Source organism: Pseudomonas sp. Pseusp15 (assembly GCF_059492165.1).
Genome location: NZ_CP168523.1, coordinates 1578478 through 1595684 on the forward strand (window position 1 = coordinate 1578478; position 17207 = coordinate 1595684).

The window sequence follows — 17207 nt, forward strand, 5'->3', positions numbered from 1 at the left end:
GAGATTCGATCATGGATGTTCGCCAACTGGCCTTTCTGGCCGGCCAGCCCGCTGCTGCCTTAAAAAACCGTGAACGCTTCTGGGGCATGCCCAAGCGCGGGCTGGCGTTCCTGTTGGCCAACGTCATGTTCTGGCAGCCGATGTGGGCCCAGGCCGACGGGATCGTGGTGGCCACGCCCGGCACCAGCCTCGGCCAGGCGGGCAACGGCGTGCCGATCATCCAGATCGCCACGCCCAACGGCACGGGCCTGTCGCATAACCAGTTCCACGATTACAACGTCGGCAGCCAGGGGGTGATCCTCAACAACGTCGCCGCGCAGACCGGCGCGACGCAACTGGGCGGGATCATTGTCGGCAACCCGAACCTGACCAACGGGATCGCGGCGCAAACCATCCTCAACGAAGTGGTCGGCGGCAGTCCCAGCCAGTTGCGCGGCTACACCGAAGTGGCGGGGCAGTCGGCACGGGTCATCGTCGCCAACCCCTACGGCATCAGCTGCAACGGCTGCGGCTTCATCAACACCCCGCGCGTGACGTTGACCACCGGCAAGCCGGTGCTCGACGGTAGCGGTCGCCTCGATCGCTTCCAGGTCGATCAGGGCAGCGTCACCATCGACGGCGCCGGGCTGAACGCCAACAACGTCGACCGCTTCGAAATCATCACCCGCAGCGCGAAGATCAATGCCGAGATCCAGGCGAAGAACCTGACCATCGTTGCCGGTCGCAACGACGTCAACGCCGACAGCCTCAACGCCACTGCCCGTGCCGATGACGGCAGTGCCAAACCGCAACTGGCGATCGACTCCTCGGCGTTGGGTGGCATGTACGCCGGGGCGATCAAACTGGTGGGCACCGAGGCCGGGGTCGGGGTGAAACTCGATGGCAACCTGGCCGCCAGCGGTGGTGATATACAGCTCGACGCCAACGGCCATCTCAGCCTGGCGCAAACCTCGGCCGCAGGCGCCGTCAATGTCAAAGCCGCCAGTCTCGATGCGCGTGGCCCGGTCTACGCCGGCACCGCCGTCAACGTGCAAACCCAAGGCAACCTGACCAACCAGCAAACCCTCGCCGCCCGGGACAGCATCGCGCTGACGGCCGGTGGTGTATTGACCAACAACGGCATCATCGAAGCCGGGGTCAACGCCGATACCAGCCGCAATGCCAGCGGTGATGTGAACCTGAATGCGCAGAACCTCACCAACACTGGCAAGAGCGTGGTGGCCAGCCGCAACCTGACGGTCAATACCAGCCAGACCCTGAACAATCAGGGCGGCACGTTGAGCGCCGGGCAAACCGCCAACATCACCGTCGGGACTTTGGACAACCAGAACAGCGGTCGGGTGCTGAGCAGCGGCAACCTCAACCTCACGGCCAATCAGGTCCTCAACAGCAACGGTCTGATCACCAGTACCGGTCATCTCGACGCCACCCTCGGTCACCTGAACAACCGCACTGGCGAGCTCTCGAGCCTGGCCACCGCGACGCTGCGCATGGCCACACTGGATAACGTAGCGGGGCTGGTGAACGCCGGTCAGGCCTTGAGCATCACCGCCACGGGGGCGGTGAACAACCAGGGCGGCAAACTGACCAGCCTCGACAGCCTGAGCCTCAACGCCGGCCAAGTCGATAACAGCAGCAAGGGCCGGATCGCCAGCAACAAGGCCCTGACGATCAGTGTCGGCAGCCTCGACCAACACGATGGCGGGCAGCTCACCAGTAACACGTCGCTGACCCTGGACCTGAATCACGGCGAGCTGAACAATCAGAACGGTTTGATCAATGCCCCGGCACTGGTGCTGAAAAACCTCGCCCAGGTGAACAACCGCAACGGCGAAATATCCAGTGCCCAGGCGTTCACGCTGGCGGCCGACAGCCTCGACAATAGCGACGGCAAACTGCTCGGCAATCAGGCCGTGACCCTGCGCGTGCAGCAGGCGCTGACCAACATCAAAGGCTTGATCGCGGCGGCCAACGTCGATGTGCAGGCCGGTAGCCTGAACAACAACGGCGGCACCCTGACCAGTCGCACCGGCCTCGAACTTCGGGTTACCGGCCAGCTCGACAATCAGGACCAAGGACTGATCAACGCCAGCCAAAACCTGAACATCAACGCGGCGAGCTTGAACAACCAGAACGGCGGCTCGTTGCTCGGCAGCGCCATTGCCATCGACTTCAGCGGCGCCATGGGCGACCTGAACAACGCCAACGGCCTGATCACCACCACCGGTCAATTGAGCATCCGCAACCTGCGGGATTTGAACAACCGTGGCGGTGAACTTTCCAGCAGCCAAAGCTACACGCTGACGGGCCGTAACCTGGACAACAGCGACGGCAAACTCATCAGTCGTCAGCAACTGGACCTCACCGCCGATGTCACCACGAACCTCAATGGACTGATTTCCGGCTGGCAGAGTTTGAGCCTTCTGGGCGGCAGCCTCGACAACCGCAATCAGGGCACCTTGTCGAGCCGCGACGGTGACGTGCTGGTGGACCTCACCGGCGCCGTGCGTAACAGCAACGCCGGCGCTCTGGTCAGTCACGGCACGCTGAAGGTCACGGCGGCCAGCCTCGACAACAGCGACAACGGCATTCTTTCCAGTGCCGGTGCGCAAACCTTCGTCATTGCCGGAACACTGAATAATGCCCAGGGCGGTTTGATCGACAGCGGCGCCGCTCTGGATATTCAGGCCCAAACCCTCAGCAACGCCAATGCAACCATCAATGCCCAGCAGGACATCCGCTTCACCGGTACCGATCTGAACAACAGCGCCGGTACCTTCGCGGGCAAGGGCGCGATCACCCTCGATCTGCTCGGCACCCTGACCAATACCAGCGGCAAACTGGCGAGCAACGGCCCGCTGGTGATTCAGCGCGCGCGGCAGATCGACAACCAGGGCGGCCAGCTTGCAAGCCAGGGTTTGCTGAACCTGTTGACCGGTGGCCTCGATAACCGCAATGGCGGCACTGTCGCGGCCACTGATGGGTTGACGCTCACGGCCAATGGCGTCGTACAGAACAGCGCCAACGGTCAGATCTTCAGCAGCAACGCGGGCCTGACGCTCAACGCCGCCAGCCTCGATAACGCCAAAGGCACCCTGCAAAGCCAGGGCGACCTGACGGTGAAAACCAGCGGCGCCATCGATAACCAGAGCGGGCGCATCGTCGCCAAGGACGGCAACCTCGACATCACCGCCGCCAGCCTCGACAGTCGTGGCGGTGTGCTCTCCAGCCTGAAAGGCGCCTTCAGCAGCCACATCACTGGCGTACTGCGCAACGGCTATGACCTGAACAATAACCGTCAGGGCGGGGTCATTCAGGCCCAGAGCCTGAACCTCAAGGCACTGGCCGGCCTCGACAATTATGGCGGGCGGATCACCGCGCAAACCGGTGACGCCATCGTCGACACCGGCACCAACGGCAACTTCGACAACCGCAATGGCGGCCTCTACGCCAAGGGCCGGGTCAGCGTCACCGGCAATAACTTCGACAACAGCGGCGACAACGACGGGCAGATCGGCGGGCAACAGATCGACCTGAGCCTGCGCGGTGCATTGAACAACCGCCTGGGCATCATCGAAAGTGAAAGCACGCTGACCATCACCGCCGCCAGCCTCGACAACCAGACCGGTCAACTTCGCGCACTGGGCGACAATGGTAAAACCGCGTTCGCCATCGGGGGCCTGTTCGACAACCGCAATGGCACCGTGGAATCCGCCAACACCAACCTGACCCTCACTGCCGGTAGTTTGCTGAACGTCAGCGGCAACGTGCTGCACGTCGGTACCGGTATTTTCGACATCGCCACCGGTCAACTCGGCAGCGCCGGCGGCACCTTCGTCACCCGTGGCAGCCTGACGCTCAACGCCGACGGCTGGACCAACAGCAGTGTGATCCAGGCCGATCGCCTGACCGTCAACGTCAACAGCCTCAATCAGACATCCGGCGGCCAATTGTTGGCGGTCAGCCAATTGACCGGCAACGGCGGCAATTGGAATAACGATGGCTTGATCGCCAGCGATGGCAAACTCAATCTGACCCTCTGGGGCAACTACAGCGGCAATGGTCGCACCAGCAGCCTCGGTGATCTGACACTCAAAGCCAATCAACTGACCCTCAACGCGGCGACCAGCATCGCCGGTGGTGGCAACACCACGGTTAACATCAATGGCGAGTTGAACAACCAGGGCCGTTTGACCTCCAGCGGCGACCTGATCATCAGCGCCGCCAACCTTAACAACTACGGCACGATCGGTTCCGGTAAAGACCTGACCCTCACCACCGGCGCACTGCTCAACAGTCGCGGCCTGATTTCCAGCGGCGGCGATATGCGGCTGCTGCTGTCCAGCTTCACCAACGCCTATGGCCAGGTTTATGGCCTGAGCAACGTGCACATTGGCCGGGACCGCGACAGCGGCAAGGCCGACTTGCTGGACAACCGTTCCGGCGACATCTACAGCGCGCAGGACCTGACCATCAATGCCCTGACCGTGAACAACGTACGGGACATTCTGGAATACACCGCGCATGAGAAAAGTTCGGTGGTGATCACTGAGCTGGACTGCAACCTGATCCCGATTGCGGGGTGCGACTTCCGCAGCGGTTCGCGTCGTAACGGCCATTGGGAGATTGCCGAGACCGACCGCCTGAAGGTTTCTGACAGCAGCGAGGCTGCGAGTCTGACCAGCGGCGGCGACATGACGATCAACGCTCAGGTGCTGAACAACACCAGCAGCACCATCGCGTCCACAGGCAACATCACTGTCACTGCCGACACGATAAATAACACCGGCCTGCAAGAGCAGGACATCATCACCAAGCGCACATTCTGGAACTACGTCGACCAAATCTTCGCCACGGTGCCTGCAGCGGCTGAGTTCAATCAGAAAAACAGCCCAGCCCCCTCGGCCACGGTCGAATCCGACCTGAGCTACTTCATCAGTTTGCTGGGCGGCGGCATGCTGACCGAAAGCACCACCACGGTAGCGGGCTCCGGCAGTTCCTATGATGCGGTGATCCAGGCCGGCGGCAACATTTCACTCAACGCGACGCAGACCATCGACAACAGCGTGGTGCGTCCTTATTACAGCTACGTCGCTGGCGGAAAGACCAACACTGACACGGGTGCCGGCAACGGCTTCTCCACGCCGGTGACTATCAACGCGCAACTGCCGCCGGACCTTGCCCAGCAGCACGTCAACCCGGTGGATCTGCCCGGCTTCAGCCTGCCCACCGGCCAGAACGGGATGTTCCGTCTGAGCCAGGAAGGCATCAGCGTCCCGACCTCGACCGGCCCGCAGAGCTGGACGCTTAGCGGCGGCAAAGTCACCGCCGGTGCATCGTCTGCGCCGGTCACCATCAACCGCGTCCAGGGCCTGCCCAGCAACGCCGGCAAATCCCAGCCGCACAAATACCTGATCGAAACCAACCCGGTACTCACCGACCTCAAGCAATTCATGAGCTCGGACTACCTGCTCCAAGGCTTGGGTTACAACCCCGACCAGAGCGCCAAGCGCCTGGGCGACGGCCTCTTCGAACAGAAACTGATCCAGCAAGCCGTGGTCGCCCGCACCGGCCAGCGCTTCATCGACGGCCAGACCTCGGAGGAGGCGGTTTTCAAGTACCTGATGAACAACGCCATCGCCAGCAAGGACGCGTTGAACCTCAGCCTCGGCGTCACCCTTACCGCACAACAAGTCGCGGCCCTGACCCACGACATCGTCTGGCTCGAAGAGCACGAAGTGAATGGCGAAAAAGTCCTGGTGCCGGTGCTGTACCTGGCCAACGCCAACAACCGCCTCGCCGCCAACGGCGCATTGATCCAGGGCAGCGACGTGACCCTGATCGCGGGTAAAGACCTGAACAACGCCGGAACCCTGCGCGCCAGCCAGAACCTGGAGGCGACGGCCAAAAAAGACCTGGTCAGCAGCGGGTTGGTGGAGGCGGGAGAGCGGTTGGACTTGCTCGCCACCAATAATTTGACCAACAAGGCGGGGGGGATCATTGCCGGGCGGGACGTGACGCTCAAGGCCACGAACGGCGACGTCGTCAACGAACGCACGGTGACCTCCCACGACAGCAGCGTCGGCGACTACAGCCATGCGCGCGACTTCGTGGACAGCGCCGCCCGCATCGAGGCCGCCAACAAACTGGTGATCAACGCCGGGCGCGACGTCCTCAACAGCGGCGGTGTGTTGAAAAGCGGTGGCGACATGACCATCGATGCCAAGCGCGATGTCAGCATCATCGCCGTGGAAGAGCGCCACTCCGACAGCCGTACCGACTTCCTCGACTCAACACTCACCCAGCACGGCGCCAGCGTCAGCGCGGGCGGTGGCCTGACGGTCAATTCCGGCGGCGACGTGACCGTGGTGGCGAGCAAGCTCGACGCCAAAGGCGACGTGACGATGGACGCCAAGGGCAACCTGCTGTTCGCCTCCGCCGCCGACGAACAACACAGCTACTTCAAGGACAAAAAAGAAACCCGCCAGGAAGACCACGTCAGCCAGATCGGCACCACGCTGGAGGCCGGCGGCAAACTCACCCTCAAGTCCGGCAAGGACATGACCCTGATCGCCAGCGACATCAGCGCCGGCAAAGAAGCCTACCTGCACGCCGACGGCGACCTGCAACTGCTGGCCGCACAGGACCGCGACTACACGCTGTACGACATGAAAAAAAGCGGCAGCTGGGGCAGTAAAAAGACCCAGCACGATGAAGTGACGCAGATCACCCACATCGGTACGCAGATCAAGTCCGGTGGTGACCTGACGCTGTCCAGTGGTGGGGATCAGCGGTATCAGGTGGCGAAGCTCAATAGTGATCAGGACATCATTCTCGACAGTGGTGGAAACATCACGTTTGAAGGCGTGAAGGACCTTCACGACGAGAGCCATACCAAAAGCGATGGCGACCTGGCCTGGTTTAAGGCCAAAGGTTCGGGCACCACGGATGAAACCCTCCGTCAGAGTCAACTCGTCGCTCAGGGACGACTGGTGATCAAAGCGGCTGGCCAGATCAGCATCGACATCAAACAAGTCGATCAGCAAAGCGTCAGCCAGACCATCGACGCCATGGTGAAAGCCGATCCGGCCCTTGCCTGGATGAAAGAGGCTGAGGCTCGAGGCGACATCGACTGGCGTCAGGTGAAGGAGATTCACGAGAGCTTTAAGTACGACACCTCAGGGCTTGGTGCCGGCGCAAAAATCGCCATCGCCATCCTGATGTCTTTCATCATGGGGCCGGCGGGACTGGGCTTGGTGGGCGCTGGCGCCGGGGGAGCAGTTGTCACCAGCCTGGCGACCACTGCGGTCACCAGCACCATCAGTAATAAAGGCAACCTGGGCGCGGCATTCAAGGAAACATTCAGTGCTGACAGCCTCAAAGGCGCCGCCATTGCTGGATTTACTGCGGGCATGCTCGATTACGCGGACGCCAATTGGTTTGCCGGTGCGTCGGAAGGTACAAAGTCCATTCTCACCAGTACCAACTTCACCGACATTGCGACACGGGTGGCTGGGCGTGCGGTGATTTCCAGCGGCATCTCAACCGCCATTGGGGGCGGCAGTTTTGGCGACAACCTCGGTGCGGCACTGGTGGGGGAGGCGGGCAATGTGGCCATGGCTACCGGGTTTAACTGGATTGGCGACATTACGATCAAGTTCCCGGAAGGCAGTCTCGAGAAAGTAGTCGCTCATGCGTTGATGGGCGGCTTGCTATCGAAGGCGATGGGGGGCGATTTTGCCACTGGCGCAGCGGCGGCGGGGCTCAACGAAGCGATGATGAATCAGCTGATCAGCCTTGCGAATGGCAACGATCAATTGCAAGTAATGATGTCGCAGTTGACGGGGCTTGTGGCTGCTGCGGCGGTAGATGGGGATCTTCAGCAGGGAGCCAACATTGCGGAGAATGCCACGACCTACAACTATCTCTATCACCGTGAGGTGAAAGAAATGCTGGCGGAAATGGATAGCAAGGAGACTGAGGAAGAGAAGCGAGCTGTTAGAGATCGATACACCGCCCTCGACGAGCAGCGTGAGTTGGAGCGTGATGAGCTTTGCAAGCGGTCCCCCGAAATCTGTCAAGCAATTGCTCATGGCCTGGTGGATGATGATCAGAAACTGACAGCACTGATTGAGCAACTGAGAGCTGAAGGTAAGGGGGGGGCAGCTTTCTACGTAGGTCATATACAGGAGGGGAATCTAAGCTCAGCAGGGTCCATGGCGGCTGATGTGAGTTCTTTGAACGGTAGCGCCCTGACTAGGGTTGCTGCAGATTTTGTAAAAATGGGCATCGGAATTATTCCTGGTCTAGGAGCTGGAAAGGGAGCAACTACACCGAAAGAGATTGGGACCATTACGACAAGAACAACAAAAAATGAAACCCGTCTAGGTGGTCAACCGGGGGAGCCTGGTGTAAAAATAGTATTCAAGGATGGCACCGAGTTTGATATGACGCGAACTAGAGTTAAGGAAACAGAGAGTAATCCTTATGTTCCAGGTCGCACTAGACCAGTAAAATTTGACGACGCTGTTAATAAACAAGGTGATAAGCGAGCTCCGACTAAAGCGGAGTTAGAGTGGTTTGATAGTATTAAATGGGACTGATGAGATGATTGACTCAAAAACTGGTGAGCGAATTTTGGTCCAAATGGATGAGGTATATGGTCCTTATATTCGCGTGTCAACATTTCAAGATGGTGGCGCCTTGGAAGAAGTTTTGGATGAGATTTATTATGTGCTTTATTGGAAGGGAACCCCTGAGGATCTCAAAGATTTTGGCGGTAATGAATACTACTTTGGTGGTGCTGCTGATCCGGTAAAGTTGCAAGCTATTCTCGATGCTATTGAATTTCACTGACGGCGGATGTCCGTAACGGAGAGGATTTATTTTGCTAGGGGGGGCACCGTGAGGGTGGGAAAAAGAAGAAAAGGGGCCGCCCATTAGCCGGTCTCAAGTCAAAGAGAAAAGGGGACGGATTTATTTGTTTGTAACGGAGATATCGTACGTTATAACCCGACTACAGATGAGTTTGGTGTCGTATCGAGCGGGGGAAATATTCGCACATATTACAAACCTGATCCAGCAGTGCATGGGAAGGGATCTAATTTGGACTATTTCAATGCTCAATAGTAATAAAACATATATTTGTCCGGTCTGTAGGTGTCCTGATCTTAATGAGGCCGCATATGATGGTATTGGCTGCGCTTCGTATAATATTTGTCCATGTTGTGGAACGGAATTTGGATATGATGACTCGACAGTAGCTCACGCTGATTTACGTAAAAAATGGATTTCTGAGGGGATGCAATGGTGGAGTAAACATCAGCTAAAACCCACTGACTGGGATCCAGTTAGGCAACTAAAAGCAGCTAAAGTCATCGATTAGTTTTTGCGAAAGGTGGGGCGCAAAAGGCGATCCCCCCCCCAAAAAAAAAGAAAAACGGGGACAGACCACGTTTATCCTGAGAATGGGGGGCAGACTACGTTTTTCTGTGTCGCACTTTAGCGATCTGAAATAGTGTGAAATAGATAGGGAGATTGTTTTTCATAGAATTGACTAAGCTATTGGCATCATTAATTGTGAGCGGATTCACCATATGCCACGCAGAGCACGTCTCTTGATGCCAGGTGTCCCCTTACATCTGATTCAACGAGGAAATAATAGATCAGTTTGCTTTTTTTCAGAGGATGATTACCTTTTTTATTTAGAGCTGCTTGCTGAACAGGTCAACAAAAATTCGTGTGAAATTCACGCATGGTGTCTTATGACTAATCATGTCCATTTGTTGATTAGCCCTCATGAGTACAGCAGTACCAGTTCGCTTATGAAAGGAATAGGGCAACGATATGTGCAATACATAAATCGTACATATGGACGTAGTGGGGCTTTATGGGAAGGACGCTTCCGTTCGTGCCTTGTTCAAAGTGATAGTTATGTATTGGCCTGTTATCGCTACATTGAGATGAATTCTGTCAGAGCCAAAATGGTGACGCATCCTGCGGAATATCGTTGGTCGAGTTATCGTGCTAACGCACAATCAGAGTTTTCGCATCTCATTACCCCGCATGCTCAGTACCTATCGCTTGGGGACACAGATGTATCGACTGCTGAAGTCTATCGCGAGCTTTTTAGAGGCGAGTTGGAGATAGGATTGGTTGACCAGATTCGGGCTGCCACCAATGGCAACTATGTACTTGGTGGTTCGCGATTTGCAGCCGAAATTGAAGCTATGATTGGGCGACGAGCTCGGCGGGGATGCCCGGGCAGACCGAAAAAGCACTAGATTTTTTAGATGGAAAACGTGGTCTGTCCCCGTTTATACTCTTACTTATGTCCCCGTTTATACTGCTAACAATACGTGGGTGCCAAAATGACCCTGTCTAAAGAGTTTTCAATATCGTGGGTGGCACCAATTGTGCCATCTGTGTCACTTGCAGGAATACCATTGCATGTCGATGCGGATGTATTGAAGTGCGTGTTGTTAGGGTGTTTGGTTGATGAGGGTAACTCTCTATACCAATTCGATGGCTCTCCAGTGCTTCGTTTAAAGTTTTATAGTTTGGACGAAGGCGGAAATGGTGGCTATTCTTTTGCTCTGGCGGATGTAAGTGTTGTTAATGATTTAAATAAATTTATCCCTGCTTTATCAGTTGTGATTAAAAGTGGTGAGGTGTGCGCTGTTAAAGTTTATGATTTTAGCTTTTCTGGTGAGCAGGCTCAAAGTTTAATTTATAAGGGTACCTTGCCGGAAGGTATTGGTTTGGGTGGTTTGGTTTCGGATTTATTATCATTTACAACTTTGGAGTTTGACGAGGCTGAAGAGTGGTTTTATACCGACGAGGACTATGGTGGGCTTGAAGTTACCGGCTGGGGAGTTTTTCTGGAAGATCATCCCAATCAAGTTATTACTGCTTTATGTGTGATATAGGAAAAAAGGGGGCACCCGCTAGCTGGTCTCGAGTCAAGGTTAAAAGCCGCCGCGCCCTGCAGAACGAAAACGGGGGGGGGGTGTCCAGAAGAAAAGGGGACGGATTTATTTGTTTGGTAATGGAAAAAACATATCTTATGACGTGCGAGCAGTGTGGCGGAGAGTTGGCTAGTTTCAGACAAGGCAGCGCTCAGGGGGTGAAGTGTACTCGGTGCGGCTGGTCGGTAGTGACAACAAATATTCAGGGCATTAAAGTTGATGAGACGAAGTATGAAGTGCGTTGTCACGGTGACTATCAAGATAAAGCTCATATAAGAGCTGTTTCTGAAGTGACAGGTAGCAATTTTTTAACGTCAAGAAATATGCTCCAGAAAGGCCTTGTTCTAGTATTTGTCGGTGAGGCGGAGGAGGTTTTGCGAGTTCGAACTATTCTTGTGTCTGCTGGGGTTGTTTGTGAAATTACGCCTGATTTTAACTGGGTGTAAATGGGGCGTATTCTGAGCGCGGGAGCTCAGCCTGTTAGCCCTACATTGATGTGGGAGGGAATCCCTTTATTTGATGTTTCAGACGCGATTAGGCTAATTGAGTATTGTGAGGGTAATGATATTGCAGTTCTCGGCATAGAGGGGTTTAGAATTGCAGGCGATAAGAGAGTTCCAGATATGGATTGTATTGTGGGTTTTTCTGCATCGATAAATGAGGATGGGTTTGTTGGTAAGTCGCTAGAGGTGAGTAAGCGAATTATAAAGGAAGTAGATGATTTGGAAACTTTGCTAGAGTTTTTGTTGGTTAAAATTTAGTGAGGAAAGGGGACGGATTTATTTGTCTTGTCTGGTTTGTCCCATCCTGAACAAGGTTCACACCTTCCGATCTATTTTTCAGGAGAGCGTAATGGAATCAGGACCAGACACACTTGTGTGGCCGCAGTATGGCCTTGCCAGCCTGGACGTTGCATGAGCCTGTGTGAGGGTTTTCGGTGATTTTGGTGCCGTAATATTCCGGATTGCCACGATTGACAGCCCTCACAACTTGTAGGAATTTAGCCGCCCGCAGGTAAGGGATATCTGCTGATGGCCAAAAGATGGCCGTTGTTCACCACACAAGGGATTGTCTATGCAAGGTTCAAACACCGTTGCTCAACAGGTGTGCGGTCAGCTGGTGCACGAGCATCAGAACACCCCACACATGAACATTGCCGAGCAAATCCTTGAATGCCTGTTTCGCCGTCGTAGCCTCGCCCCGGGGCAGGATCACGAACTGTCGTCGCAGGTGCTGGAACCCCATCTGACCAAGGTCATGCAGGCGGTCGAGAGCGGTCGCAAGATTGAAATGGTCTTGCCAGCCTTTCCCGGCAAGTCGCCCAGCCGCAAGAAAACCCTCAGCCATCTGCCTGATCTTGCGGAACATCATGCAATCGACGAGTTACATCGCCTGTGCAAGGAGATCCAGGAGATCTACGCACCGGGCGCGCTGATTCATATCTGCTCCGATGGCTATGTGTTCTCTGACTTGGTGCATGTTCCCGATGCGGACGTTAAGGCCTACACCGACGCTATCCAGGACTACGCCGAACAGCACTATCCCGGCACGTTCGCCCATTTCGACCTCCAGGATGCCTACCCTCAGCTGGATTGTCTGGACGCCATGCGTGAAGAGATGATGATCGAGCACGGTCAGTCATTGATCTTGTTGCAGCAGCGCTTCAAGGATGATCCGCACATGATGTTGATGTACTGCGGCATCCATCGCTTTCTTTCCGAGGATTACTCGGGACTGAAAGTATTCGCTGGCATGAGCCTCAACGCGGTGAAGAAGGTCGCCAAACCGGCCTCGCAGCGGGTGATCCAGCGCAGTGAAGCCTGGGGGGCGCTGTTGCAGGCGCGTTACCCGCATTGCCTGCGCTTGTCGATTCACCCGCAGTTGGCGGTCTCGACGAAGATCGGTATCCGGTTGGTGCCAACCAGTGACCTGTGGCGTACGCCCTGGCATTCGGTGGCCATCAAGCGACGGGGTGTGGTCACCCTCGAAAAACGCAGCAATGTCGATGAGCGCTATCACCGCCTGGTGTTCCGCAAGGGGCGTCCTTGTCACTACGCCAGTGCTCAATGATGACGTCTCGGTTACGGGTCGAAGCCGTACTCTTCGATTTGGACGGGACTCTGGTCGACACCTTGCCCGACATCACCTGGTGCTTGAACCAAGTGCTGCTCGAACACGGTTGCCCGGCGCTGACCACGGAAATAGTGTGCGGGTATATCGGCGGCGGCACCACGGCGATGATCGAGCGAGTTGCCACGCAGTTTGGTGTCGCTGATGCGCTCGCCATGCACCAGCGCTATGTAGCGCTCTACCAAAACAACCTGGTTCAATTTTCCCGGCCATTCAGCGGCGTATTGGAATTGCTCGAAGGCTGTCGCCGGTTGGAAGTGCCGCTAGCTATCGTCACCAACAAGGCTGACAAAATGGCCCGGCAAGTCGCCGATGCACTGCTTCCACAGAATACCTTCGGGACGATTCTGGGGCATCGCGCGGGCAGGGCGCTCAAGCCTCAGCCGGATGTGGCATGGGAAGCCGCCCGGCGATTGTCGGTTGATCCGCACCACTGCTTGTTCGTCGGTGACACGGAGATCGATCTGCAAACGGCCCGTGCTGCAGGCATGTATTCGGCGGCAGTCACTTGGGGCTATGGCCTGACACCAGACTTGCAGGCCCAGGCCCCGAACTTGTGCTGTGAACACCCGGCCGAATTGCTGCGCGTTTTGCAGCGAGCCTGCGGGGCTGCGCATGCGTTCACCGAGCATGGCGACACCGTCAAATCCTATTGATACACACACCCTCAAGGAAGTTGTTCTATGGAACATAGAGACGCCTGGATCGCTGCCGTCAGCGATTTGCTGGCCGGTTATCTGCTCAAAGGCACGGATGATTGTTTCGACACACAAGGCAGGGCGCATCTGGCGCTTCGATTGGGGCACTGCTTCGATCAGGGCCTGCCAGTGCGTCTGGTTTTGCCAGGCTTTCCCTGCAAGTCGCCAAACGCCAGCGACCAGACCTTCGGCGTGCTGCCGGACTACGGCGAGGTCATGGCCATCGAGCGCCTCGACCAACTCGGCCAAGCCATCGCCGCGTTGCACGCACCGGGCTGCGTGGTGTCGATCCTCAGCGACGGCACGACCTTCAATGACATCGTCGGCGTGGCCGACGACGTTCGCGCCGCTTACAACCGGGCGTTGCGTGAACTGTGCACCACCCACACGATTGAGTGGGTCAGCATGGAAGACCTGTTTCCCCAGGCCCAAAGTGCCGAGTCGGTTCGCGCCAGCCTGATCAAGCAGGCCCGTCTACCGTGGAAAAACCTTGGTGACCTGATCGAGCAGAGCCGCGACGATGAGTCCCTCAGCCGGGCGCATGACAACCTCTGCAGTCACCTCTACAACGACCTGCGTCTGTGCCGCGAAGAAGGACAGAGCGAGGACGAGTACCTGCAACAAATCAACTTCAAAGCCTACCAAATGATGTATCGCGGGCACGCATTGAACGCGGCGGTGGACCGTTTCTTTGGCGATGACATTCGCTTGTCGGTCCATCAATACAACAATGCCGGCCCCAAATTCACCTTCGGCCTGGCCGAAGGGCTGACCCGCGCGGACAGCCCTTGGCATGCCGTGCCGGTGTGCAACCTGGATGGCGGCCAAACCCTTCGCGCCCGCGCCCAGGTCGACCTCGACCACCATGTGCTGGTCACCTATGAGGGGCGGCCATGGCTCTACCATCAAACAGAAAACCCGCAGGCCCAAGGCTTCGAGTACGAACTGCAAAAACTTCCGCTGTTTGGCCTGGTGGTGCGAGACCCGTTGGGGCTGGGGTTCGAACGACTGTCCACCGGCCTGCTGGAAGCACTGGTGGAAACCTTCGGTTTCGTCTGCCTCAAAGGCTGCCGCTTCGATGACCAGGACAGCTTTGCTCGCAGCTGCGAACGCTTCGGCACGCTCTACGAATGGGCCTTCGGCGCCGTCCACGTGGTCAAGCCTGCGGACAAACCCCAAGGCGTGGTGCACTCGCTGGAAAAAACTCCGTTGCACTGGGACCTGAACATGCTGCCCGACAGCGACGCGCAAGTTCAACGCAACCCGAAATTCTGCGCCAGCAAATTCATGCTGTACTGCAAGACCGCGCCGCAGCCGGGCGAGGGTCAGACCACCATCGTTGACAGCCGTAACGTACTGCGCAAAGTCGGGCAGCAAGTCGCCCGACAATGGCAGGGCGTGAACATCACCTACTACACCAAAATGACCTACTTCGGCGGCTCGCCGCGCATGTACAGCCTGGTGGACCACCACCCCCGCAGCGGCGAGCTTATCCTGCGCTACCAAGAGGGCACCGACTCGACATTGCAGACCTTGAGCCAGTCGGTGCAGGACCATGACGAGCAGGCTCAGCAGGCGTTGCTGGAACAGGTCAACGCGCTGGTTTATGACCCGGAGTGTCTGCTTGCTCATCAATGGAGCGAGGGGGATTTGGTGCTGATCGACAACTATCGGACGCTGCATGGGCGACTGCCGATGTCGGCGGGTTCTTCGTCGCGGGAGTTGTGGCGGGTGCAGGTTTACTGATTGTTGTTGTCAGAGTCGGAGCAGGAAGCAGAAAAACCGCAGTAATGCGGTTTTTCTACGACTGAAATTTAATCACTGCCCCTTGGGCGTATCGAACCCACGCTGCTCAATCACCCGAAACACATCACTCACATCCTGGACCATAATCCGCGCGATATTGGTGACGGTGTTGATGTCGTGTTCGGCGTAGTCGGGGAGGCTGGTGCAGGCCATGAGGTTGAGGTATTTGAGGACGGCGTTTAAGCGTTCGCTGAGGCAACTGTGGAGTTCGCGTATCGGAGCGTCGGCGTCGATGAGGAGGACGGGGTGGTCGGTGGCGAAGTGGGACATTGGGGTGTAGTGGCGGAGCGGGGTATTCGTGCTCATAAGTAAATCTTCCTCGTATCTGTAAGAAGAACTACTGCCGTTCGCTGCGAAACGAATGGGTGGTAGCTATGTGCGGGTTCGCAGACCGAGGATACGAGGAACCCGGCAGACCCGAAGATCTCCCACACACAGCCACCATAAACGGAGTACGGGCGCGTTTGTGCGACCGTTGCTGGTTTTGGGGTGCAAGGTTACTACACGTATCGTCAGGGCTGCGAAACCCTATCGCTGAATTCGCTCAGCGACAGACTCACTCTAGGCAGTGATTTTGATAGCCGCAATCGGGGTGTAGGACGCTCGGATGGTCATTTCGCAAAGTGGCTTTTCTCCACTCCATGGCGAAAACGCAGTAAAACCGGGCGTTGCGGTGTGTCTTAGGAAACGGGCTAGCAGGGTTTGGGGTTGCTTCGCAGCCCAGCGGGAGCAAGCTCCCTCGCCACAAAGGGCAAATTCCTACATATTTTACAGACTTCAAAATCCTGACCGCGACGTCACGGCATTTAACCCAAGGAGAACCCCATGAGTCAGTCACTGGAACGCGCCATTGCCATCGCCGCCGCGGCGCATGAGGGGCAGGTGGACAAGGGCGGGGCGCCTTACATCCTGCATCCGCTGAAAGTCATGCTGCGGGTGAACGCGCTGGAAGAGCGCATCGTCGCGGTACTGCATGACGTGGTCGAGGACTGCGGCGTCAGCCTTGACGATCTGCGCAAGGAAGGCTTCAGCGAAGCGGTGCTGACGGCGATTGCGTCGGTGACCAAGGTGCCGGGCGAGTCCTACGAGGCGTTCGTCGAGCGCGCGGCGAAGAACCCGATCGGGCGGGTGGTGAAGCTGGCTGATCTGGAAGAGAACAGCGACTTGTCGCGGATTGCGCAGCCGTCCTGGGACGATCTGGAGCGCGTGGAGAAGTATCGGCGGGCGATGGGGGTGTTGCGTTCGTAGCGGGTATTGGCAACGCGGGCGTTGCGGATGTCAGAATCAAAAGACCGGCAACCCCTAAGCGGATCGGGACTCGGTAGTTATTTTGTGCCCTGACAACCTCGCGAGCGGTCTTAACGTGATTCGACTCTGTCTGTCGACTGCCATTGCCTGACCATTGGATTTACGGATGAAACCAACGATGCGACTCCCGTTCCACACCAAGAAAATCATCGCCATAACAGCCATGTTCCTGTCTCTCTCTGGTTGTGTCGGGGTGGTGGTTACAACGCCGGAACCGGAAAGAGAACGCATTCCCCTGACCTATCAGAAAACAGATGGCGACCTGACTACGCGGGCGTGGTGTGGCGTAACGTTATGG

General features: G+C 56.9%; 11 protein-coding genes. 10 read left to right on the forward strand and 1 reads right to left on the reverse strand.

The window, feature by feature from the left end; genetic code table 11:
- Positions 1-11 precede the first annotated feature (11 nt).
- The 9 genes from ACEN8R_RS07210 to ACEN8R_RS07250 all read left to right on the forward strand — a co-directional run bounded on the left by ACEN8R_RS07210 (position 12) and on the right by ACEN8R_RS07250 (position 15541).
- Complete coding sequence (locus tag ACEN8R_RS07210) at positions 12-8603, forward strand: two-partner secretion domain-containing protein (protein ID WP_495624700.1); 8592 nt, start codon at positions 12-14, stop codon at positions 8601-8603.
- Positions 8604-8607: 4 nt separating this feature from the next.
- Entirely contained in the window at positions 8608-8856 is a 249-nt protein-coding gene (locus tag ACEN8R_RS07215; protein ID WP_155944825.1) for a hypothetical protein, read from the forward strand.
- Positions 8857-9620: 764 nt separating this feature from the next.
- Entirely contained in the window at positions 9621-10283 is a 663-nt protein-coding gene (locus ACEN8R_RS07220; RefSeq protein ID WP_495625004.1) for a transposase, read from the forward strand.
- 87 nt (positions 10284-10370) lie between these two features.
- Complete coding sequence (locus ACEN8R_RS07225; RefSeq protein WP_230172385.1) at positions 10371-10928, forward strand: hypothetical protein; 558 nt, start codon at positions 10371-10373, stop codon at positions 10926-10928.
- Between the two features lie 80 nt (positions 10929-11008).
- Positions 11009-11413 carry a hypothetical protein gene (locus ACEN8R_RS07230; protein WP_155944826.1) on the forward strand — a complete coding sequence of 135 codons (405 nt, stop codon included), beginning with the start codon at positions 11009-11011 and terminating at the stop codon, positions 11411-11413.
- A complete protein-coding gene (locus ACEN8R_RS07235; protein ID WP_177325213.1) occupies positions 11414-11728 on the forward strand; it encodes a hypothetical protein in 315 nt (104 codons plus the stop codon). It abuts the gene before it with no gap.
- Between the two features lie 313 nt (positions 11729-12041).
- Positions 12042-13037 carry an isocyanide synthase family protein gene (locus ACEN8R_RS07240; protein ID WP_111453411.1) on the forward strand — a complete coding sequence of 332 codons (996 nt, stop codon included), beginning with the start codon at positions 12042-12044 and terminating at the stop codon, positions 13035-13037.
- Complete coding sequence (locus tag ACEN8R_RS07245; protein WP_018930227.1) at positions 13037-13753, forward strand: HAD family hydrolase; 717 nt, start codon at positions 13037-13039, stop codon at positions 13751-13753. The genes ACEN8R_RS07240 and ACEN8R_RS07245 overlap by 1 nt, the downstream gene beginning before the upstream one ends.
- A gap of 27 nt (positions 13754-13780) precedes the next feature.
- Positions 13781-15541 carry an isocyanide synthase family protein gene (locus ACEN8R_RS07250; RefSeq protein ID WP_018930228.1) on the forward strand — a complete coding sequence of 587 codons (1761 nt, stop codon included), beginning with the start codon at positions 13781-13783 and terminating at the stop codon, positions 15539-15541.
- 72 nt (positions 15542-15613) lie between these two features.
- On the opposite strand, the gene ACEN8R_RS07255 is transcribed toward ACEN8R_RS07250, so the two are convergent.
- On the reverse strand, positions 15614-15907 hold the full coding sequence (locus ACEN8R_RS07255) for a fructose-bisphosphate aldolase (RefSeq protein WP_018930229.1): 294 nt from the start codon (positions 15905-15907) through the stop codon (positions 15614-15616).
- A 519-nt stretch (positions 15908-16426) separates the two neighbouring features.
- On the opposite strand from ACEN8R_RS07255, the gene ACEN8R_RS07260 reads away from it, so the two are divergent.
- On the forward strand, positions 16427-16849 hold the full coding sequence (locus tag ACEN8R_RS07260; protein WP_495624701.1) for an HD domain-containing protein: 423 nt from the start codon (positions 16427-16429) through the stop codon (positions 16847-16849).
- Positions 16850-17207: the final 358 nt, after the last annotated feature.

Coding starts and splice junctions, on each gene's coding strand:
- ACEN8R_RS07210 (WP_495624700.1), top strand. CDS start 12: ATGGATGTTCGCCAACTGGCCTTTCTGGCCGGCCAGCCCGCTGCTGCC.
- ACEN8R_RS07225 (WP_230172385.1), top strand. CDS start 10,371: ATGACCCTGTCTAAAGAGTTTTCAATATCGTGGGTGGCACCAATTGTG.
- ACEN8R_RS07220 (WP_495625004.1), top strand. CDS start 9,621: ATGCCAGGTGTCCCCTTACATCTGATTCAACGAGGAAATAATAGATCA.
- ACEN8R_RS07250 (WP_018930228.1), top strand. CDS start 13,781: ATGGAACATAGAGACGCCTGGATCGCTGCCGTCAGCGATTTGCTGGCC.
- ACEN8R_RS07245 (WP_018930227.1), top strand. CDS start 13,037: ATGACGTCTCGGTTACGGGTCGAAGCCGTACTCTTCGATTTGGACGGG.
- ACEN8R_RS07215 (WP_155944825.1), top strand. CDS start 8,608: ATGATTGACTCAAAAACTGGTGAGCGAATTTTGGTCCAAATGGATGAG.
- ACEN8R_RS07235 (WP_177325213.1), top strand. CDS start 11,414: ATGGGGCGTATTCTGAGCGCGGGAGCTCAGCCTGTTAGCCCTACATTG.
- ACEN8R_RS07255 (WP_018930229.1), bottom strand. CDS start 15,907: ATGAGCACGAATACCCCGCTCCGCCACTACACCCCAATGTCCCACTTC.
- ACEN8R_RS07260 (WP_495624701.1), top strand. CDS start 16,427: ATGAGTCAGTCACTGGAACGCGCCATTGCCATCGCCGCCGCGGCGCAT.
- ACEN8R_RS07240 (WP_111453411.1), top strand. CDS start 12,042: ATGCAAGGTTCAAACACCGTTGCTCAACAGGTGTGCGGTCAGCTGGTG.